The sequence below is a fragment of the Roseovarius aestuarii genome (assembly GCF_019966515.1).
Taxonomy (GTDB): domain Bacteria; phylum Pseudomonadota; class Alphaproteobacteria; order Rhodobacterales; family Rhodobacteraceae; genus Roseovarius; species Roseovarius aestuarii.
Genome location: NZ_JAIMIB010000017.1, coordinates 81,836 through 103,617 on the forward strand (window position 1 = coordinate 81,836; position 21,782 = coordinate 103,617).

At 53.9% G+C, this 21,782-nt stretch carries 16 protein-coding genes and 1 tRNA gene; 9 read left to right on the forward strand and 8 right to left on the reverse strand.

The window, feature by feature from the left end; translation table 11 throughout:
• The first annotated feature begins 315 nt into the window (after positions 1-315).
• The 4 genes from LC334_RS18030 to LC334_RS18045 all read left to right on the forward strand — a co-directional run bounded on the left by LC334_RS18030 (position 316) and on the right by LC334_RS18045 (position 5,571).
• Positions 316-1,467: a DUF4268 domain-containing protein gene (locus LC334_RS18030; protein WP_085801650.1), complete on the forward strand. Its 1,152-nt coding sequence runs from the start codon at positions 316-318 to the stop codon at positions 1,465-1,467.
• 605 nt (positions 1,468-2,072) lie between these two features.
• On the forward strand, positions 2,073-2,273 hold the full coding sequence (locus LC334_RS18035) for a hypothetical protein (protein ID WP_223413058.1): 201 nt from the start codon (positions 2,073-2,075) through the stop codon (positions 2,271-2,273).
• 39 nt (positions 2,274-2,312) lie between these two features.
• Positions 2,313-2,897, forward strand: a complete 585-nt coding sequence (locus LC334_RS18040; protein WP_085801649.1) for a hypothetical protein — start codon at positions 2,313-2,315, stop codon at positions 2,895-2,897.
• Between the two features lie 268 nt (positions 2,898-3,165).
• Positions 3,166-5,571, forward strand: coding sequence for a bifunctional DNA primase/polymerase (locus tag LC334_RS18045; RefSeq protein ID WP_085801647.1), 2,406 nt, complete (start codon positions 3,166-3,168; stop codon positions 5,569-5,571).
• Between the two features lie 209 nt (positions 5,572-5,780).
• Here LC334_RS18045 and LC334_RS18050 read toward each other — a convergent pair whose 3' ends face one another.
• The 7 genes from LC334_RS18050 to LC334_RS18080 form a co-directional block, all read right to left on the reverse strand.
• Complete coding sequence (locus LC334_RS18050; RefSeq protein WP_085801646.1) at positions 5,781-7,154, reverse strand: exonuclease domain-containing protein; 1,374 nt, start codon at positions 7,152-7,154, stop codon at positions 5,781-5,783.
• A 149-nt stretch (positions 7,155-7,303) separates the two neighbouring features.
• The gene (locus tag LC334_RS18055) at positions 7,304-8,032 is read right to left on the reverse strand and encodes a M48 family metallopeptidase (RefSeq protein ID WP_085801645.1); all 729 of its coding nucleotides are present in this window, start codon (positions 8,030-8,032) and stop codon (positions 7,304-7,306) included.
• Positions 8,033-8,036: 4 nt separating this feature from the next.
• Positions 8,037-11,318 carry a type I restriction endonuclease subunit R gene (locus LC334_RS18060; RefSeq protein ID WP_085801644.1) on the reverse strand — a complete coding sequence of 1,094 codons (3,282 nt, stop codon included), beginning with the start codon at positions 11,316-11,318 and terminating at the stop codon, positions 8,037-8,039.
• A complete protein-coding gene (locus LC334_RS18065) occupies positions 11,315-13,015 on the reverse strand; it encodes a DUF6119 family protein (RefSeq protein ID WP_085801643.1) in 1,701 nt (566 codons plus the stop codon). The genes LC334_RS18060 and LC334_RS18065 overlap by 4 nt, the downstream gene beginning before the upstream one ends.
• 2 nt (positions 13,016-13,017) lie before the next feature.
• Positions 13,018-14,208 carry a restriction endonuclease subunit S gene (locus tag LC334_RS18070; protein WP_085801642.1) on the reverse strand — a complete coding sequence of 397 codons (1,191 nt, stop codon included), beginning with the start codon at positions 14,206-14,208 and terminating at the stop codon, positions 13,018-13,020.
• Complete coding sequence (locus tag LC334_RS18075; protein ID WP_085801641.1) at positions 14,198-15,712, reverse strand: type I restriction-modification system subunit M; 1,515 nt, start codon at positions 15,710-15,712, stop codon at positions 14,198-14,200. Before LC334_RS18075 ends, LC334_RS18070 begins: the two co-directional genes overlap by 11 nt.
• Positions 15,709-16,305 (reverse strand): restriction endonuclease subunit S, encoded by a 597-nt coding sequence (locus LC334_RS18080; protein ID WP_223413059.1) that lies wholly within the window; start codon positions 16,303-16,305, stop codon positions 15,709-15,711. The genes LC334_RS18075 and LC334_RS18080 overlap by 4 nt, the downstream gene beginning before the upstream one ends.
• A 454-nt stretch (positions 16,306-16,759) precedes the next feature.
• On the opposite strand from LC334_RS18080, the gene LC334_RS18085 reads away from it, so the two are divergent.
• Positions 16,760-17,926: a tyrosine-type recombinase/integrase gene (locus LC334_RS18085; protein WP_085801639.1), complete on the forward strand. Its 1,167-nt coding sequence runs from the start codon at positions 16,760-16,762 to the stop codon at positions 17,924-17,926.
• A 146-nt stretch (positions 17,927-18,072) separates the two neighbouring features.
• On the opposite strand, the gene LC334_RS18090 is transcribed toward LC334_RS18085, so the two are convergent.
• A tRNA-Thr gene (locus LC334_RS18090) sits at positions 18,073-18,147 on the reverse strand.
• A gap of 233 nt (positions 18,148-18,380) precedes the next feature.
• Here LC334_RS18090 and LC334_RS18095 point away from each other — a divergent pair.
• The 4 genes from LC334_RS18095 (at position 18,381) to hisD (ending at position 21,731) form a co-directional block, all read left to right on the forward strand.
• Positions 18,381-18,536 (forward strand): hypothetical protein, encoded by a 156-nt coding sequence (locus LC334_RS18095; protein ID WP_176237734.1) that lies wholly within the window; start codon positions 18,381-18,383, stop codon positions 18,534-18,536.
• Positions 18,537-18,541: 5 nt separating this feature from the next.
• The gene (gene murA, locus LC334_RS18100; RefSeq protein WP_085801638.1) at positions 18,542-19,810 is read left to right on the forward strand and encodes a UDP-N-acetylglucosamine 1-carboxyvinyltransferase; all 1,269 of its coding nucleotides are present in this window, start codon (positions 18,542-18,544) and stop codon (positions 19,808-19,810) included.
• A complete protein-coding gene (locus LC334_RS18105; RefSeq protein ID WP_085801637.1) occupies positions 19,807-20,277 on the forward strand; it encodes a DUF2948 family protein in 471 nt (156 codons plus the stop codon). Before murA ends, LC334_RS18105 begins: the two co-directional genes overlap by 4 nt.
• Positions 20,278-20,429: 152 nt before the next feature.
• Positions 20,430-21,731 carry a histidinol dehydrogenase gene (hisD, locus tag LC334_RS18110; protein WP_085801636.1) on the forward strand — a complete coding sequence of 434 codons (1,302 nt, stop codon included), beginning with the start codon at positions 20,430-20,432 and terminating at the stop codon, positions 21,729-21,731.
• Positions 21,732-21,782 lie beyond the last annotated feature (51 nt).

Below are 21,782 nucleotides of genomic sequence, written 5' to 3' on the forward strand. Positions count from 1 at the left end.
AGCTTCGAGTAGCTACACTATATTCATCTTAAGCCGTGTTGATGCGCGTAAGCGCAGTTATGTTAACTGGCTGCGCCATATCCGTTAAACACTGCAAACCCGGGCAACCCCACCCCATCGACGGCTTTCCGGCACTAGGGGCGTCAGCGCCCTCCCGGTCCACCACTTCTGGAGAGCTACTTCCAGCGAATTTTCAAAGGCTTGAATAATTAGATACAGCAAAGGAGGATCGAAAGGAATATAGGCTTTTGCCATGACGGTGACACTTTCTTATGTGATGGCCAATCAACAAAAAAGCGACTTAGCAGGCAAATTATGTTTCAAATTGACCGGTCCTCCAACCGCCTAAATAAACTAGAACGTACAACCTTCACGGAAGTCGGTTTTAGAGAACGGGAACATCTACAGGAATGGCTCGCAGCCATGCCGGATGCTCTTTGTGAGGCAATGAGCGAAGGACAAGATAGTCTTCTTATAATCCAGAAGGAATTCGATGGCTTCGATGGAACGCGAGAACGGCTCGATCTGCTTGCACTTGACCGTAGCGGGCAGCTTGTTGTCATCGAAAATAAGCTTGATGACTCTGGACGGGATGTCGTCTGGCAGGCACTCAAGTACGCGGCTTACTGCTCGAGCCTGAAGAAGGCCGAGATATTGGCAATATTTCAGCAGTATCTCGATCACAACGGCGGCGGTGATGCAGCGGCAAGGATATGTGAATTTCTCGATGAGGATGCCTTGGATGAGGTGGTTTTAAACGATGGCACCAATCAACGGGTCGTTTTCATAGCTGCGAATTTCAGACGTGAAGTCACTGCCACCGTGCTATGGTTGCGTGATCATCAGATAGACGCGCGCTGTATTAAGGTCGTGCCTTACAAGTTCGGAGAAGAGCTTTTTATCGATCTACAACAAGTCATCCCAACACCTGAGGCTGCGGACTACATGATCCGGATGGCCGAAAAAGATAGTGAAGAAAAATCCACAAAAGGCGCTCAACGATGGAGCCATCAAATGCGGCTCGAGTTCTGGGACCAGGCACTTGAGGCACTCCGAAGTGCTGGTCTTGAGCGATGGCAAAATATCACACCGTCAAGAGACCATTGGAGTAATTCGAGTATTGGTGTCTCAGGATGCGGCCTGACGCTTATTTTTCTTCGTCATGAAGTCCGGGTCGAGTTGCAACTCGGCCGTTCAAATCCGGACGAGAACAAGTGGCTGTTCGATCAGCTGGTCGAGGGTAGAGAAAAGTATGAAAAGGCTTTTGGTGGGGAGTTAGAATGGCGGAGAATGGATGACAAAAAGGTCAGTATCCTTGTCTGCAAGACGCCTGTCCAAGGATACAGCAAAGAGAATTGGCCTGATATGATCGGATGGTTGGTCGATCATTACAAAAAGATGGATGAGGTTTTTTCGGAGCCAGTTCGTCAGCTCGCGTCACGTATGAAACCAGGTGGCGGCATTTGATTGCAAGAATTTAACTCGACCAACCCATCTTTTTGGCTCAGCGCATCCGGCTAAACAACAGAGGCTCAGCAACTGTGGCAGAATCCAGTTCAGAATTCGTACCTTGGACTAAAGCCTTCGAGGCTGCAGGTGTCACAGATATTCCAGGAAACGCTCGGGGCTATTGGGGCCATCACAGCGGACGAAATGGATTTGTCGTCTGCTCTGTCTGGAATGACAAAATTCAGAATGGTGAAGCCACAGCCTACATACCGAAAGTGAATAAAGGCCGCTATCGAGAAGCTGCGGAGAACCTATCAGTCGGCAACGAAGTAATTGTGATTTTGCGGTCCCGATCTACAAAGTTGGGAAAGGTCTTACCCACTCTTTGGAGGGTGGCCTCTAAGTATCTGGACGAGCCTACCGGTGACAGCATCGGTTTCTTATTACTGAAAAACACTGGAACAGCACTTTAGTGCACTGCACCCTGCCCATCGGTGTGCTTCGACGCAACCGCCGCAGTCTGTGCTCATGGTTCGCCATTCTTGTCGAAGGACTTTCGTCTTCAACAGCACAGTCGATGGCATCCAGAAGAAACGCACACAAATCAACGATGCACCCACACTATGTATATAACAGGAGATCAAGTACTTGGGCCTTCGCGCGCGCATGTTGTTAACTGTTCGGTTGCTTTGGGCATTCCACGTCATGCGTTGAAACAGTGGTATGATCACCGTGTTGGCGGCGATGTAACCGGAGGCTACATTGATATCGATGCCGAGCGTTTTGCGAGGGTTGGTCGACGCGGCAGCGAACAAGATGATTGAAATGGCCATGACAAAAACAGACCAAAGGAACCGAGTAGCTTGAAGAACGATGTTGAAGCGGAAGACTGGCGTGAAAATCCAGCGATTATCGCCATTATAGATGCGGCGCTATTGAGTGTTATCCGAACCCATTCGCCCATGGCGGGGGAAGCTGCGGAAGATGAGCGCAAGCGCCTGAACCATGCCAAGACTGCTCTGTTCGGTTTCAAATCCTTTCGAGGCAGGCCAAAAGATCGTGACATTCCAGAACTCGTCTACATGGCCAAAGAATACGTTCGAGAACGTGGAGACTACAAACTGGATTCAGACTACATACCCAGGTTTTCAGACAACGATGAGAAGGAAAAGGGCTATCAAACCGAACTCGCGCGGTGCGCAATCGCAGCCCGCAAAGAACAACATCCCGGATACAAACCTTACAACGAAGATGAGAAGATCCGAAATCTGCAACAAAAATTCGACGCATCGCGGGAAGAGCTCATTCGTCGTGTAGTTGGCTGGGATGGAACAAACGGAGACTTGATTCAAATGCATGTACGCGACCTTGCCGAGACATTGCGGGTACTTGGAATTCCCGTCTCAGCGGAGGTTGATCAAGACCGGGAACTTAATTCCCTGATTTAAACACGTATCTTCGAACCCGTTTTCGGTATCATTGGGAAGCCTCCACTTTTTGAAAGGAGGCAGAAATGCTCATAGATTCGGAGAAGACGCTTGTTGACACGTGCGCAATCGCGCGCCTGACAAAGACAAGTAAATCATACTGGGAAAAGCTGCGTTGTCGTGGTGAAGGTCCCAAATATATCAAGCGCGGCCACCTCGTGCTATACTGGCTTTCCGACGTCATACGCTGGCTTGAAGAGCATATGGTCACCCCGGTGGGAGACCAAAAATGAAAAAATCTTCTGCAAATACTACTCATGATATTGGGGGCGCGGCAGAAGCCGCGCTCACTTACACAAAACTTGGTTGGGAACCGCTGATCCTGCCTTTCAAAGAGAAATCCCCACGCGGAAAATGGAAAGAACCGCGCGCATGGACGCCCGAAACTGTAAAGACCGAATTTGGCGGCAACGTGAATATCGGTATTGCGCTGGGCAAGCGTTCAAGCGGCCTCATCGACATTGATTTTGACTGCCCAGAAGCAGCCGAACTGGCTAAGGTCGTGCTCAGCGACCTGCCTAGCTTTGGACGCGCAGGATCTCCATTTAGTCATCGCGTTGCATACGCGAAGCTGAAAAAGGGGCGCTTGGTCTTCCAACTTCCTACTAGCGCAGCAGAAACCATCGGCGCGGACCGTGCGATGCTGCTGGAGGTTCGTGGCAATGGACATCAGACTATGTTTCCGCCGTCCACGCACCCAAGCGGCGAAATTGTAACCTGGCACGACGATCCGCACCAAGTACCGACAATAAACGGCGGTGAGCTTGCAAAACGTTGCGGTTTGCTGGCCGCACTGTCTGTCGTTGCTATGCACTATCCCAAGGTGGCCGGTGAACGCGATGAAATCTGCCTTATCTTGACCGGTGTGCTTGTCCGCTGTGACTTGTCAGATGACGAAGTAGACGAGCTTGTGATCGCTGTAGCGGCTGTTGCTGGTGATGATGAGGCAGAAAAACGCGGTGGAAAAGCTGCAGCGACCCGCGCCAAGCTTGAGTCCGAGGAACCTACTTGGGGGTTGCCACAGCTTTGCGAGCGTTTGGGTATGGAAGCGTTGGAACCCAAACTGCGGGAATGGATGCGCCTCAGCGGCGGTTCGTCCAGCGGTGACACTCGCTCACGTATTCTTGTACGCGCTGGCCACACGCCTGAGGAGGTTGACCAGGCTGAAGCAGCGTTGCTTGCTGCCGATCTTGGTGTTTATCAGCGCGGTGAAAAACTGGTTCGCGTTGTACGCCTTCCGCAAAGTATCGGAGAAGATGGCGTCAAGCGGTCCGGTGGTGTTTTGTTGATCAACGAATTGACGCAGCCCTGGTTGAAGGAAAAGTTTGCGATTGCTTCGCTCTGGTTCAAACCTGGTGAAGAGATGGACATTCCGATCAATCCACCTGGTGGGCATGTATCCGCACTCTTGGCGCGCGTGGGAGAATGGAACGCGCCGGTTTTGCATGGTGTGGTTTCCAGCCCGACCATGCGCAAAGATGGCACCATTCTCCAAACCCCTGGATATGACCCGGAGTCTGGTCTTCTTTTCGAGCCAAACGGCGTCGAATTCCCAGCTGTACCAGATGCACCAACACGTGAAGATGCATTGCGCGCACGAGACGTTCTTTTTGCGCCGTTTCGTAATTTCGAGTTTGCCACCCCTGCAGATCGTAGTGTTCTGCTTAGTGGTGCATTGACGGCAATTGTGCGTCGGATTCTTCCTTCAGCACCACTCTTTGCAATCGACGCACCAACAGCGGGCTCTGGAAAGTCATTGTTGTGTGAAACGGTTGGCATCATCGCCACAGGCCACAAACCGACTATGATTTCGCAGGGCAAGACAGACGAAGAGAACGAAAAACGTATCTCTAGTGTTCTTATGGCGGGTGATCCGATTCTGGTATTTGACAACTGTGATCGCCCCTTGGTCGGTGACACCCTGTGTTCCGCTCTGACCCAAGAAGTCATTGCAGCGAGAGTACTGGGTAAATCTGAGGTGCCGCGTGTGCTGACGAATGCTCTATTCATGGCAACGGGAAACAACATTGAAGTTTTGGGGGATCTTGGTCGCCGGACACTTCTGAGCCGGATTGATACTGGTGAAGAACGGCCAGATCAAATCGAGCACGATTTCAACCCTGTCGAAGAGGCCCGCTCGGATCGTGCGGCCCTGGTCGTAGCTGGTTTGACAATCCTACGGGCTTATGAGGCCGCCGGGCGCCCGAACCGCATGGTGCCGATGGGGTCGTTTGAAAGTTGGAACATGATCCGTGAAGCGCTTGTATGGTTGGATGAGGCTGACCCCACGTCGACCCGCGAGCGGGTCATCGCAGACGATCCGCGCAAAGGTGACCTGGCGGAATTGCTGGACGTGTGGGGTGATGCGCTCGGCGGGCAACCAACAACGCTTGCGGAAATTGTGGAATCGGCTGGCTACAATCAGAACAGCAAGGTCACAGTACTTCACGATGCGCTGGCTGCCAGAACCTACAAGGGTACATTCAACTCCCGGAGCGTTGGGCGCTACCTGGGAAAACACAAAGACCGTGTTGTCGGCGGGAGGGTCCTTCGCTGTGTCGACGATCCCACTGGTGTAAAGCGTTATCGGCTGGAAACTATTGGCCAGCCAGCATCAGTTGAAATCCCATTCTAGGCAAAAGTCATTTTCAAACTTACAGATGGGCGCGTGCAGATTGCATGCGCCCTACAGGTTTTAAGGGTAACGCGGGTTTGTTTTACCCAGCGCATTATGCACGGGCCACAATAACCCTATTAACACTGCAAACCCGGGGCAAAACTACGCATGATCAAAAATAAGACCGGGCAAAGCTCTCGGGCGGTACAGCATCTGCCCGCAGATTATTAATCAAGATTCCTTAACCAGGATCGTATGGCTTCCGCTTCCGGAGGTTGATCTGCAGAAGAGTCGTTATCAAGCTCCGCCAATGCGCCTGAAATGGTTCTTCCGACTTCAACGCCATCGCGCCCATGTCGCCGGTTCCTGAGCCAGGCCTGCAGTTGAGACCGGCGCGGATCGGTCAACGCTTCAGGTGCATTCACAAACACGAGCCGCCGCGCCAGTTCGCGATATCTGTCGTCCTCGAGCGCTTCGGCAATCTCCGCTCGTACGGACCAATCCGCCTTGTGGAACTCCTGCATTCGGTTTTCGTCGGCTCGGCTTGGGAAACCCTCATACATCCGCTGCTCGACGATCTGGGCAGGCTCGAAGGGCGGGTAGCGCTGTTCCATCACCCTGCCTACTCGGGCGGCGAACTGGTTGTCAGCGGACACCACAGCGGCCCTGCGGACGATCTCGGGCAAGTGCAGGCCAATGGTGGCTGGTAGGTCAGGCGCAAGACCCGGGTCGACCAGCGCTGGCATCTTGTTGGCGTAAACTGTGCGCAGCGCTCGGTTAGGTCCCTTGGTTTCTCCCGCCAGGTCTTCCTCGCTCAGGTCCAGAACCTCAGCTGGGTCGCGGCGGAGATCGAACACAGCCTGCATAGTTGGGTTCTTGGGGTGGTTTCCGCAGCCGACAACGGCGCGCGTAGATGGAACCCCCATATGGTATTCGACCAGGCATTTTGGTTCGCTGGTGTTCAGGTGTGCTTTTACTTCTGCCTTGTCCACAAGCGGCAGCAACGCATGCCAAACGGCAGGAGCTCGGTCACGGATCAGACGTGCCATGTAAATGGTAGCTTCCACATCTGCCAAAGCATCATGGGCGTTTTCATGGGCGAACCCGTTGGCTGGTGCCAGCGTGTCGAGGCGCAGTGTCGGCTTACCCCTGGCACTGATGGGCACCGCCATGGCGTTGGGAGCCAATGCTGCTGTGGCTTGGGCCAGGCGCAGCACATCCGCGCGTTGATTGCCGTTGGTGTTTGTCAGGTAAACCGGCTGTAGTGTTTGGTAGAATGCCTGACGCAGCAAGGGTTCGTCGAAGGAGAGGGTGTTGTAACCAGTGAAGATCGCGGGTGACCACGCGCGCAGCTTCTCGGCGATCTGAAGCATCATTTCGTAGTGTGTGGGTAGCCTGGGATCGATCAGCATTGCCGGTGTGACTCGCGTGGCAAGCAAAGCTCCCGGCGCTGGGATCACATGGGGCAGCAGACGACAGCGGGTTTCGAAGCGGTCGAGTTCGTTTAGATCGTCATCTGTCCGGATCGCTGCGAACTGCAGAATTTGGTCGAAGGTAGTGTCCGTTCCGGTCGTTTCGGTATCGTAAAAAACGAAGCCCATTCATGTTGACCTTTGAACAAAGGGCTCCAGTGAAGTTGCGGCAGCTGCACCGCCAAGTTCCAAAGGAGTCAAAAGAATATTTTTGCGCCCTCTGGGAGCAGACGCAGCTGAATAGGAAAAAACCACTTTCGTCATACTCGCCCCCATCCTTATCTAGCCAGAATGGCCTCAGCCATCCCGTCCAGCCGACCTTTTACACTGCGCCAATTAGGCATCAGCTGATCCAGCTCTCTGTAAAAACGCGGGCTGTGATTGTGCTCTTTAAGATGACAGATTTCATGTACGATGACGTAATCAATGCATTCTTTTGGCGCCTTTACGAGGCTCGGATTTAGAATGACCCTTCCAGAAGTGGAGCAGCTGCCCCATTGCTTCTTCATGCTCAGAAGTTTGATCGAAGGCCTTTCTTTAAGCCAAAGGACAGTCTCGCAAACCGCCCCAAGACGATCATGAAAAATGCTAGCAGCCCGCTGCCGGTACCAAGTATCCAGTAGTGCTCTAACGCTTTCTGCATCTTTGCTTCGGCATGTGACTTGAAGCCTCCCACGCAGCAATTTCACTGATTGGTCGCCATCCTCTGCAGGCAACACCTTCAGCAGATATCTACGTCCAAGATAGTAGTGACTTTCACCACTCACATACTCGCGCGGCAAGATGTGCCTAAGACGCTTTTCTGACTCCTCCACATGGCGCTCGATCCAGCGAGCTCTTTTCAGAACGGCTCTTTTGATCTCGGGACCGCATGCGTCAGCTGGGGCATCAACCTGAATAGCGCCGTTTGGGAACACGTGAATTTCGATCGCACTTCTTTTCCCAGGTAGATGGACTACTGAATAATCGTAACTGTTCCCGCCGTAGCTAAAAGACTGCCGGTTCACAGGATCAACCTTTCTTGCCCAATCCGACGCGCGTAATCAGGATAACTTGTTCGATTACCTCTTTGGCGTCATCCAACCCGATCAGTTTAAACAAACGCGGCAACAGGTTTTTGCGAATTTCCGTTTCGATATTCTGAGGATTTAGAGAATTCTCCGCTATCGCATTGCGGACAATGGTGTCGATTTCCAAGGCTTCTGAGATGAGTTGATCCATCCCAACCACATCTAGGCTCTCAAAATACTCTTCACCTTTGGCAAGCTTGAACAACCCAAAGTACGCCGCTGCGCGCCGGTTCTCGCTTAGTTCTGAAGGAATTTGCTCGACCCTTCGATCTTTAACCTTCTCCTCCAGTTCCTTGAACAGCAGATATTGCTTTATTGGGTGGTCAAATAATGCCTCCGCTTCCGATATGGCCTCCTTCAGCAACTCAGAAAATACCTTCTGGGCGTAAGGATCTTCGCCAAGCGCTTGTTCAATTGTTTTGGTGACACGGCTCCTAATCACATCGGCTTCATTGCGAGCGTGTTCCGCGTCCCATCCCTCAGGGTCAGTATTGCCGATGTCTGTAAGTGAAATGACGCCCTCAGGATCTAGCACTTCTTCCCCGACAACGTGTTTATCGACCAGGTTTCGGATTTGCTCCTCGTAAATACTGAAATCCACAGTTTCCTGCGCATCTTGCTTTGCGATTTTGCGAAGGTTTGTGAAGAACTTTAGGTTGCTCTTGTATTGCTCAATTCGCTCTTCAGAAACGCCTCCATCCTCAAAAAAGCTTCGTGATGAAAGTGCTATTTTCAAGCACATTCCAAACTCGGAGAGGCTCGCGTAAAAGTCCTCTCTGATCTTCTGACGCACATCATAAGGTACGCCATCATCATCGTTCTGGAAATGGGGCACCAGTATCTGCCGATATTGCTCCAAATCCTGTCTATTTTGCACAGCCGCAAAATGTGCCCAAAGAGCGTCATGCAGGGAGGGCAATCTTTTGTATTCGGTGTCGACCTGGTTATAGAGACCCTCCAGGTCCTCGATATCGTAGCCGCCTTGGGTCCTCTCGGCTAAGTCCTGGTAGTCTCTGATTGCCGTATCAAGTTCCCGCAGAATGCCGCGGTAATCGATCAATAGCCCATACTTCTTGGCTTCATGTAGTCTGTTCACACGCGCTATGGCTTGGATAAGATTATGCTTTTCGAGCTTTTTGTCGATGTAGAGCACGCCGTTACGTGGCTCATCAAAACCGGTTAGCAGTTTGCTAACAACGATTAGTATGTCCGGGCGGCCGTCCGTTCCGAAGTCTTCCAATACCTGCCGCTCATACTCTTCCGGGTCGTTGCCGACGTTGTTCTTCCACCACTCTTGGATCTCTGGAAGCTTCGCATTGTCGACGTCCGAATGGTCCTCGCGTGTATCCGGTGGCGACATAATAATGGCACTGGTGACTAGCCCGGTCTTGTCGAGAGCTTCTTTGTAACGGATTGCCGAGATCTTACTGTCTGTCGCCAGTTGCCCTTTCAAACCTCCACCCAGCGATTTGATGTTTTCACTAAAGTGGACAGCAATGTCCCACGCAATCAGATCAATGCGGTTTGCCGATCCGTAAACGGGCCCCTTGGTGCCGTACTTCTTCTTCAGGTCATTCTTCTGGCTGTCAGTTAGACCAAGAGTGATCTTTTCAAACCAGTTGTCGATGGCCGTTTCATTGACGTCGAGAACCGGTTTTCGTTCCTCGTACAACAGCGGGGTAACAGTCCCGTCCTCGACCGCACGCTGCATCGTGTAGGCATGAACAATTGGGCCGAACTTGCTCGTTGTCTTATCCTTTGTGAGCAGCGGAGTGCCGGTAAATGCGACGTATGCTGCATTCGGTAGGGCCTGCTTCATCCGCTCATGGTTTTCGCCACCATGACTACGATGCCCCTCGTCAACAAGAACGATGAGATCACTACTGGTGTTCCTACACTCGGGAAACTTTGAAGCTCCATAGAACTTGTCGATGATTGAGAAAATTATCCGCTCCTTGCCCTGGCCGATACGCTTGGCAAGGTCTCGTCCGGACTGAGCCTTGGCCTTCTCACCGTCTTTCTTGGTCCCGATATCAGAGCCAAACGCTCCACTAGACATGAAGGTTTTTGATAACTGTCTTTCCAGATCGATGCGGTCGGTCACCACGACTATGCGGCAACGCTTAAGTTGCTCGTGCAGCAAAAGTGCCTTCGTAAGGAACACCATCGTAAAGGACTTTCCGGAGCCCGTGGTGTGCCAGACAACGCCGCCTTCTCGACCTCCGTCTACCCGCTTCTGCGTTATGCGGTCTAGCAATGCCTTTATGCCAAAAGCTTGTTGATACCGCGCAGCGATCTTGCCAACTTTCTTATCAAACAAGATGAAATAGCGAATGAACTCTAGAAGTCTGTCGTGCCGCAGCAAACTGACAATCAGCTTGTCTTGCTCTGTTGGTAGGTTGTGAGCGGTCCACAATTCCTCGAAGTACTGCCGTTTCCAGAAAGGCTTATCCGCAAACAGAGCATCAGCCGATTGGCGGTCTGGAACGTAAGACTTGATTTTGGAGAACTCGCTCTCCTCAATCTCTTCTTCTCGCCAATTTGACCAGAATTTTGACGGCGTTTTGGTCGTCGCGTACTTGCCATCGATACCGCTTACGGACATCAGAAGTTGCGAATAGGCAAAAAGCTGAGGGATTTCGTCCGTGCGTTGGTTGCGAATTGATTGGCTGATCCCCTCGACTACCATCGACTTGTTCGGGTTGCCGCTGTCAGGTCGTTTGGCTTCGATGACTACAAGAGGCAGGCCGTTGACATAGCAAACCACGTCGGGTCGACGAGTATGTGTGCCGCCTGCAGACAGGACCTCAAGCTCTTCTGTGACAATAAAGCTGTTGTTGCCTAGATTACCCCAATCGATCAGCTGAATGGTCGGGCTGTACCGGTTCCCATCTACGAACTCGGTAACGGTAATACCCAGCGTGATCTGGTCGTAGAGCCGTTCATTGGCCGTCTCCAAACCTTCGTTAAGTGCAGGCGATGTGACTTCCCGGACAATTTGATCGATGGCGTTCGTTGAAAGTGGATACAAGCGCCCCTTGTACTCAAAAGTGCGTTCCTTCAGCTGTTCGACCAGTACCCCCCTCATCACCACACCGGTGTTGCCACTCCGAGCGGCCAGGCAGTCCGCCTGGGACATGAACTTCCAGCCCATGGCCATGAGAATGTGGAGTGCTGGAATGTGCGAGGCGTATGCCTCAGAAGTTTCGGGTGTCTTGGTCATGCTGCGACTGCCACTGGTTCAAGTTTCTCAACCAGGTCGATCGCCACCTTGAAGCCCATGTTTTGGAGCTGTTCGAGCGACGAATGCACGCTCACTTTACTGAAGAATGGGATGCTCATTGAGCCATCGGCGTACGGGCGCCGCATGATCGCGTAGACTATCTCGTACTCCGAGGTGTCAGGCTTTTTGCGAGCCGTCGGAAGGTGCGCTTCAAATCCAGGCTTCAGCTTCTTGACCTTCTTGCGTAGGTCGCCCCGGAATTTCCCATCGTTCACAAAGGCCTCGGCGCTTACAAAACCCTGGCTCCATAGGTGGCTTATCGAATGGGAGGAGTGCCCATCCTTCACATGGATGAATTGTTTAGTTTCCGAAAAGAAGTCACAGGGTTCGAGGTTGGCGTAACGAACGCCCTTTGGGTTGATCTTCTGCTTATCGAGGCAAACAAACTCCGGACGAGCCTTTAGATCTTCATTGAGCAGTTCTTCGTTGGCACAGGTGGTTGCCCCAATCACAGACTTCTTGGGTATCGCGTCGAACCCGTTTTCAATCTGGTCTTTGTAGTCGCTGTCGATCCGGTACCAGTCGCCACCATAGAGGGCAAAGCGGCTTGCCTTTGTCTCACCTGCTGGCTGGTGCTCAAGTTCGTAAACCAAGCATTCGTACACGCGCCAGCGCTTGGAGAGTTTTTCCTCGCCGCTCCTGGCTCCGCGAATGTAGTGTTTTTCTTTGATTTCAGCGATATCGCCAGCAAATCCGGCCTTGTCCAACTGGGCACAGTAATCCCCGATTCCGAGTTGGAAGAAGTCGTCTGAACCACCGTTGAAGCCGTTGTAGTGGAGTTTCGATCCCTCCCGGTAATCTACGATTTCTGGCGGTGCCAAATGCAGGTCATTGACGCCGCCGTCGCGCAGCTCCTGCAATGCCTCCGAAAGCTTCGTGTCAAGCTCTGCCGTCACGGTCTTGTCGACCGGCTGCAGAAAATCGATCCACTTAAAGTCACTTTGATAGGCCTTGTCCTTGTAGGCTGCCATCAATTTGATGCTGAGGTCTTCGATGTCGTTCGGGCCAACTTTGCAGGTAATAGAAAGGCTGTCTTTGCCGGCGACGAAGCGGGCAAAATCTTTGTCCTTTGGGGTGCCCCCAGCCACTTGCGCGATGTCGCGCAACACATTTACGCCGAAGGCGGAAAGGTCACTGTCTCGGCTCGATTGAATCCGCTTTTGGAACGAGGTTGCGTCAGGTACGGCGACGTCGAGCGTACGCAGCTTGTCGCGTGGCACCCGGTTCAACGTCACTTTCAACCCAAAACGCTTTTCGAACGCCTCAAGGTTCAGCGGGATGTGAGCATGTCCAAAACAGATCGCCATAACTCGGCCATCCACGGGTACAAATAGGATGCCAGCAGCGCCACTCACCCAAAGGCGTCGTTCTTCTTCCACCCCGTCCACGGTTGTTTTCGTGATGCTTCCAGCTCCTGGGCTGGCTCTGGTGACGAATTCCAGCCAACCGGGCGGTGTGGAGAATGCCTCGCCAACAAACAAACGAGCGCCCTCAATCCCAGGCCAGTCCTTCTCTTCGAAAGCCTTGGTTTGGCCAGGTGCATAGTCAGCTGCGAAGGTACCTTCGATGTCTCTTCCTGGCTTCAGAAGGCGCGCTGTCAGCGTTACGATTTTTGTTTCGTCTTCGGTTGCGGCCATCGTTAGTCACCTCCATCCAATTTGACGCGGCGCTTGCCGGTCAGGAGTTGTTGCATCAATGCCTTTTTCTGATCCCTTAGGCTTTCGAGCTGGGTTTCGAGCCGGTCTAGCTCCACCTCACAACGAGTCAGTACTTCTGCTATGCCTGCTTGTTCTTCTTTGTCCTTGGGAATGTGAAAAAGAGAATCCTTTACGTACTGCCAATCTGCGCGAGGCATTTTTGATCCGCTTGAAATACTCGTTGCTCTGAGGAACGGACCGGATTGTACTAAGAAGTAAAGGTAATCTCGGGAGCACACGCTTTGCACAGCGTCCAACACCCAAATCTCGGATGTGCAAACGCCGTCAAAGCCAGGTTTTAGGAACTTCCGCAGATAAGGGCGAAGCTTACCAAAAAGAATGCTTTTTGCAGTAAAATGCGTCTTGTTGCTCTCTGTTTCTTTGGTTGTCGTCTCAGAAAGAAGACGACCAGTTTCTGGCTCAATATGTTCCAGTTCAATGCATCGAAAAACTTTCGAGCCTTTCCCTGGTGTAAAGTTTCGGCTCGACTTTCGAGCGATATTTTCGAATGGCAATATTAGCCATTCACTTTGCGAAAACCCTGGAAGCCGTCTTTTTCCAGTGAGCAACCCTTGCAGGAGTGCCTGCTTCTGGTCCTTGGAGTTCTCAATCAGTCTCTCCGTGGCCTCAATAGCTTGATCCCAAGTAGACAGGATCTTGGCGATCTCCTGTTGTTCCGCAAGCGGTGGAATCGAAACAGCGGTTTTACTGAATTCGCTCTGACCGAGCGTTTTGTTGCGGCCAGCACCACCTGGGGACGCAAGTGTTAGAAGGTGTTTTCCGTACTTCGATTTGAAGAGGTAGAGAAAGAAATCCACGTCAGCCTTGTTGTTTTTTGGCCGATACATAGGGAACCTATGGGAGGCAATCTTGCCTACGTCCTTTTCGGTTGTCCTTCCGACGGCTTGTTCCCAAGCGAAGACAATATTCACAACAAAACAATTCGGCTCGACCCAGAATACTCTCTTGTTGCCTAACTCAACGCCAGAAACAGACGGTTTGTCGAAGAGGCCTTTGGCGTGGGATCGAATACCAATCTGCTGGTACTGCTCGTCAGGTTGCACATCGACCGCACTCCCAACTCGCGTCAGGACATCTTCAATCTTTTGCTCCTTCCATCCTTCAGGCGTCATAGCCCAGTTCCTTCAGGCAGCCAGCCATTTGAATGTCCAGGTCAGCAAGTTCTTTCTTCAACACTTCGCGCTCTGCGCGAACCGCCATTAAGTCGATCTCTTCTTCTTCCTCGAATGTGTCGACGTAACGAGGGATGTTTAGGTTGAAGTCGTTTTCAGCCATCTCTTCGAACTGGGCGAGATAGGAATACTTGTCAGTTTCGGACTCCCTTGCCCGGTAGGTTTCGACGATCTTCTTGATGTGCTTTTCGGGGTCCAACCGGTTCTGGTTTGTGCCCTTAATGAACTCGCGGCTGGCATCGATGAACAGAACCGACCCGTCCTCTTTGTCCTGCTTAAAGATGAGGATGGCGGCTGGGATGCCGGTGCCAAAGAACAGCTTCTCGGGCAATCCGATGACCGCATCTAGCTTGTGCTCTTCAACTAGTCTGCGCCGAATTTTTCCCTCAGAAGCGCCTCGAAACAGTGCTCCAAGTGGAACCACTACACCCATGCGACCTGAGCCAGGCTTCATGGTCTCGATCATATGCAGGATGAACGCATAATCGCCCTTGGACTTTGGCGGAATACCTCGCCGAAAGCGCGAAAATCTGTCATCCTCGGCAGTTCCGTGCCCCCATTTGTCCAAGCTAAACGGTGGATTGGCTACGACCACGTCAAAGTGCTTAAGGCGGTCATGCTCATCAAGCAGCTTTGGGTTTCGGATCGTATCGCCCCACTCAACCCGGTGATTATCCTCACCGTGCAGGAATAAGTTCATTTTGGCTAAGGCCCAGGTGCTGCCAATGGCCTCTTGCCCAAAGAGTGCATACTTCTTCGAGCCCTTCGCCCTCACCTTCCGACCGCATTTCATGAGCAACGAGGCGGAGCCACAGGTTGGATCGCAAATCTCATCGCCCTCTTGGGGGTCAACAAGCTCTGCTATGAGTTCGGAGACTTCCGCCGGTGTATAAAACTCGCCAGCCGTCTTGCCACCTTCAGACGCAAACCGCGAAATCAGATACTCATATGCGTTCCCAATGACGTCTTGGTTGCCGATGTGTGCCATTCGAAGGTCTAAGCGCTCGTCCACGAAGTCCTCCAAAAGGTGGGCCAGCAAGTCATTCTTTTGCTTCTCATCACCGAGCTTGGTGCTGTTAAAGCTGATGTCCTGAAATACGTCGCGCAGCTTGGTGATGTTTGCCTCCTCAATGGCGTGCAGCGCCTTGTCGATGCGTTCACCATTGCCTGGTGCGTGCCGCTGCCCGTAGAGGTCGTAGAAGCTTGCGCCCTCGGGAAGGACGAAGCGCTCGTTCTTCATCATTTCCGCGATGAGCTCTGGTGCGTCGCCATAGTCGGCTTCGTACTGTTCGTAGTGCTCCCGCCAGACGTCGCTGAGGAACTTGAGGAACAACATCGTCAGAACGAAGTCCTTATAGATGCTTGGATCTACCGTTCCGCGGAAGGTGTCACATGCCGCCCATACGGCCTGGTTAATCTCGGCTTGGTTTACTTGCTTGGTCATGTCGTTTTTCCTGACAGAATGGTTGCTGCGATGCCGCGCATTTCTCTTTCTCGGTTCTGGATGAGCGCCTTCAACGCCCGCCTTTCAGCAGCGGCGGCGCTCTCGTAGGATGCGATTTTTAGTTGGATTTCGATTGGCGGAACTACGACTGGCAGGTCGCGTAGCGCGCTGATCTTTACGTTTCGGACAGTTACACCGGCTGATGCGTTGTCGATCCAGCCCTGCGCCTTGGGCTGATTTATTTGCCAGGCCAAGAAAGCAGGGTCGATTTCAGGAGACCGTGCGTCGATCACATGAAACAACGAGTTGGCAATCGCAAAATCTGGTTGGTCATCAATGTGCCAAGCGAAGTTGCGGGAACCTTTCGCAGAGAAGATGACCAGCCCCCTTCGGAGGCGGGCCTCGTTCATCAATCGCCCTTCGGCCACCCGCGCACAATTCTCCCAGCCGATTGGCTGGCCAGCTTTCAGATCCTTCACCTGAACGACCGAGACATCGCCGGAAGCATCTTCAGGGAGAGCTCCCTTAAAGAGGTAGCCTGACCTGATGTCCGCTAGATCGCCTAGTTTTTGTATGCCATAAGTATACGTCATACTATTCATATACGATCGATTCACCTGGCAGTCAAGAGCATGAGAAAAGTATGCGTCATACTAATGTTTGTCTATGCGGTGTTTTCCTTGGGCACGCTTAATTTTGGCGGGTCAATTGATGAACGGGGCTGTTTGCCCCTCCACCTTTAGATCCATGTGATTCCGGAAATTATACATACGCCCGACTAAGATGCCTTAGGTCTGGCATCGATAAGAATTGGAGCGGGATCTTTGTACTCTATCGGATAACTGGTGCCTCAAGAGGGACTCGAACCCCGACCTTGTCCTTACGAAGGGCCTGCTCTACCAGCTGAGCTATTGAGGTTCGCCGCCAAAAAGTTGGACGGCGTTTCATTGTACCGGATGCAGTACGCTGCGGCTGTATAACCATCAGAAAAGTCGAGCATTTTCTAAAAATGTGCTTATACTGAGTTGTGGCCATAAGGAGGTCACGATGCCAAACTTACGTCTTACCCGCCGCAGTGTTGATGACATACCGCATTCCGAGCGCGGGCAAGCTATCTATAGAGATACGATGTTGCCTGGTTTTGGTGTGCGTGTCGGTGCAAAATCAAAAACATACATTGTCGAAGGACAGGTAAATCGTCGGACCAAACGCGTTACAATCGGGCGGGCTGACCTCTTTCCGCCGGAAACAGCGCGACGCAAAGCGCTCGTCATTTTGGGTGATATGGCAAACGGTGTTGATCCGACAGCTGAGAAGCGCAAAGAAGCTGCAAAAAAGTTGACGGTTGAGAAGGCTTTCAACAAGTTCTTTGAAGCCAGACCTGATCTGGCCAGAGCAACGGTTGAGAACTACTCCCGCACTGGATACATTTACTTTAAATCATGGTCGAATAAGCCAATCAATGAAATCACACGACAGATGGTGTTGAAAAAACACCAGGAGATGTCGCGCAATAACGGAAAGGTCACCGCTAATGACTCGTTCCGTCATTTTCGCTCTGTGTACAATTTCATTGCTGCAACAGAAGACGACTTCCCGCCAAATCCAGTGAGTATTCTTAGCCAAGCAAGAGCTTGGAACAAAGAGCGGAGGCGCCAAACAATTATCGAAGCCAAACAGCTTCCCGCATGGTGGGCCGCTGTGATGGGAGAGCCTAAACACGCGCGCGACTTCCTGCTCCTCGCGCTGTTCACCGGGATGCGCCGCAACGAGATCGCAAGCCTGAGATGGGAAGACATCGACCTTGACGATCGCAAGCTACACCTGCCGACAACCAAGAATGGTGATCCCTTGATGCTTCCACTTTCTGACTATTTGCTCAATTTGCTTCGGGAAAGAAAAGACAGCGCGGGGCCATCGCCTTGGGTGTTTCCCGGTAACGGACCCGCAGGTCACATTGTCGAGCCTAAGAAATTCTCTCAACGGGTGGCTGCAGCCTCAGGCGTAACTTTCACCCTGCACGACTTGCGCAGAACTTACATCACGATTGCTGAAAGTCTCGATATCCCGCACTACGCGCTCAAACGGCTTCTGAACCACCGCTCGTCCGCCGACGTGACTGGCGGATATATCATCATCAACGTTGATAGGTTGCGCGGCCCCGTTGAACTCATTTCCGAACGCATTCTGGCCATGAAAGAAGCTAACGACTGATTGCAAGCCGCTACCTCGACGGTAAGCGGTTACAGCACAGAAGAGCGTGCTTTCTGTCTAGGTCAATTGGGACACTGCTTAGGAAGCCGACCAGTATAACTTTCGGCCGACGGAGCGGCGTTTTCCAATGAAAAATCAGTGGCTTATGGTGCTGCTGGAGAGAATCGAACTCTCGACCTCTCCCTTACCAAGGGAGTGCTCTACCTCTGAGCTACAGCAGCCTATCCATTTTCAGGGCATCACGACATATGCCCTACTAATACCCTACTTATTTTCACCACGCCCCGCTAACTCACTGTTCAAACACACAAACCTGGAATGGACCTACCCATTACCAAGGGTGCGCTCTACCACTGAGCTACAGCAGCACGTTGTGGCGCGCTGATTAGACCCTTATCGCATATGGTGCAAGGGTAATCTGGACCCTAATCCGCAGCTGATGTAGAGAGTTGGGATGGATAAGAAAGCGCCCGCAAAAAAACCAAAAAAAGCGGTTGAGTCGCGCGAAGACAGGCTGAAACAGGCGTTGAAGGCCAATCTGGCAAGGCGCAAGGCGCAGTCCCGGGCGCGGGATGCCGCTGATACTGGCACGAGCGAAGGCAAGGAATAGAGCAGATGGATTCGATTGTGGTGACGGGCAACGGCCCGCTGAACGGGCAGATACCCATCGCGGGGGCCAAGAATGCTTGCCTGACGCTGATGCCCGCGACATTGCTGAGTGACGAGCCGCTGACGCTGACCAACGCGCCGCGCCTCTCGGATATCAAGACCATGACGGCGCTGCTGGGGTCGCTGGGCTGTGAAGTCTCCAGCCTGCAGGACGGGCAGGTACTGGTGATGTCTAGTCATAACCTCGACAATCACGTGGCCGATTATGACATCGTGCGCAAGATGCGCGCCTCGAACCTTGTGTTGGGGCCGATGCTGGCGCGGCTGGGCCATGCGGTCGTGTCATTGCCGGGGGGATGTGCCATTGGCGCGCGCCCGATGGATCTGCATATTCAGGGTCTCAAGGCGCTTGGGGCCGAGATTGAGCTGCGCGATGGCTATCTGCACGCAAAAGCGCCGGGTGGGCTGAAGGGGGCGAAGATTTCGTTCAGCTTCGCCTCGGTCGGAGCGACGGAAAACGTGCTGATGGCCGCGACGCTGGCCAAGGGTACAACTGTCCTTGAAAATGCCGCGCGGGAGCCCGAGATCGTGGATCTGGCCGATTGCCTGCGTCGCATGGGCGCGCAGATCGAAGGTGATGGCAGCAGCACGATCACCATTCAGGGCGTGGACCGACTGGGCGGAGCGACCCATCCGGTGGTGACTGACAGGATCGAACTGGGTACCTATATGCTGGCCCCGGCAGTCTGTGGCGGAGAAGTGGAATGCCTCGGCGGGCGGATCGCCCTGCTGGGGGCTTTCTGTGAAAAGCTGGATGCAGCTGGCATATCCGTGACCGAAACCGATGCAGGGCTGAAAGTGGCGCGCAAGAACGGGCGCATACGATCCGTCGATGTGACGACCGAGCCGTTCCCGGGTTTTCCAACCGATCTGCAGGCGCAGATGATGGCGTTGATGTGTACCGCCGACGGCACAAGCGTGCTGGAAGAGAAAATATTCGAGAACCGGTTCATGCATGCGCCGGAACTCACCCGCATGGGCGCAAAGATCGATGTCCAGGGTGGCACCGCGACGGTGACCGGCGTTGAACGGCTGAAAGGCGCGCCGGTCATGGCGACGGATCTGCGGGCCAGTGTCTCGCTTATTCTGGCCGGTCTGGCGGCCGAGGGAGAGACCCTTGTCAGCCGGGTCTATCATCTGGATCGCGGTTATGAACATGTGGTGCGTAAATTTGAAGGCGTCGGAGCCCGGATCGAGCGGGTGTCGGACAGATGAGTGATGACGCACTTTTTGAGGATGGCCGCGAGGCGCCCCTGAACCTTGGCGCGCTGGCGTCGGATGATCTTGAGGTGATATCATCGCTTGTTCAGGACGCGGTTTTCCCGATTTCAGAGATGGCCTGGCGGGCAGGTGAGCGCCGTTTTGCGCTGCTGCTGAACCGGTTTCGCTGGGAGGATGACGGGCGCGACCGGCATGGCCCCGAGCGGGTTCGTGCGTTGCTGGTGGTGGACAACGTATTGCGGGTGGCCAGTCAGGGGATTGACCGGCGCGACCCCGATTTGATCCTGTCGCTGATGGCGGTGACGTTCGAAGCTGGCGAGGATGGAACCGGGCAGGTCCTGATGACCTTGGCGGGGGACGGTGCGATCCGGCTGGAAGTCGAAGCGCTGGAAGTGACCCTGAAAGATGTCACACAACCCTACGCCGCGCCCTCCGGCAAAACTCCCGACCACGGCGCATGAGATCGGGTTGCGCCGCGCTTGCGCGCGTCGCCCGGGGGCGGCCCTACAGGCCGCCGGTAAGGTGCATCGTCAATATCAGGCGAAACCGGTTGCGGCACCTTGAGCCCGGATGCGGTTCGCAGTAAGGCTCTGCCCGATCAAGGAGGCGCTGCATGCCGGTATTCTTAAACGCTGAAGACGCGGATTTCGAGGCGTCATTCACCACATTGCTGGGCGCAAAGCGTGAGGACAGCCCGGACGTGGACCGGGTGGTTGCCGATATAATCGCCGATGTGCGGGCGCGGGGCGATGCCGCGCTCATTGAACTGACTGCGCGGTTTGATCGAATGGCGCTGAGCGTGGATGAGCTTCGGTTTAGCGATGCCGAGATTGACGCGTTGGTGGCCGAGGTTCCGGCAGAGGAACGCGCAGCGCTGGAACGCGCGGCGGCGCGTATCCGCGCCTATCACGAACGTCAGATGCCCGCAGATGAAAGCTGGACCGATGCGCAGGGCGCGATGCTGGGTTGGCGCTGGACGCCGGTCAGCGCGGCTGGGCTTTATGTGCCGGGCGGATTGGCGTCATACCCGTCCTCGGTTCTGATGAACGCCATTCCGGCCAAGGTGGCAGGCGTCGGACGATTGGCGATCACCGTGCCGACGCCGGACGGGCAGGCCAATCCGCTGGTCCTGCTGGCGGCACGCCTGGCCGGGGTTGATGAGGTTTACCGGATCGGTGGTGCGCAGGCGATTGCGGCGCTGGCCTATGGCACTGAAACGGTGGCGCCCGTCGACAAGATCACCGGGCCGGGCAATGCCTTTGTCGCTGCTGCCAAGCGGCGGGTCTTCGGCAAGGTGGGGATCGACATGATCGCGGGCCCGTCGGAGATCCTGGTGATTGCGGATGGGAGCAGCAACCCCGATTGGATTGCGCTGGATATGCTAAGCCAGGCCGAGCATGATGAAAGCGCGCAATCGATCCTGATCACCGACGATGCCGATCTGGCCAAAGCGGTCAGTGTGTCGATCGACCAGCATTTGCAGACCCTTGAACGCCGCGAGATTGCCGGCGCGAGTTGGCGGGATTATGGCGCGGTGATCGTGGTGCCCGATCTGGACAGGGCGGCTGAGTTGTCGAACCGCGTCGCACCGGAGCACCTTGAACTTTGTATTGCTGATGCCGATGCGCTGGCCGACAGGATCACCCATGCGGGCGCAATTTTCCTCGGCGCATGGACGCCCGAGGCGATCGGCGACTATGTGGGCGGCCCGAACCATGTGCTGCCGACGGCGCGTTCGGCACGATTCAGCAGCGGGTTGAGCGTGATGGATTTCGTGAAGCGCACGACGCTGACGCGCATGACGCCTGCCGCCCTGAAAGCCATCGGTCCCGCAGCGGAAACACTGGCGAAATCCGAAAGCTTGCAGGCACACGGACTGTCGGTGCGCGCCCGGCTGGATCATCTGAACGATTGACCGGGCCTCGGCGCATGTGTAGCCGAAACAAGATCTCCGATCCGACCAGAG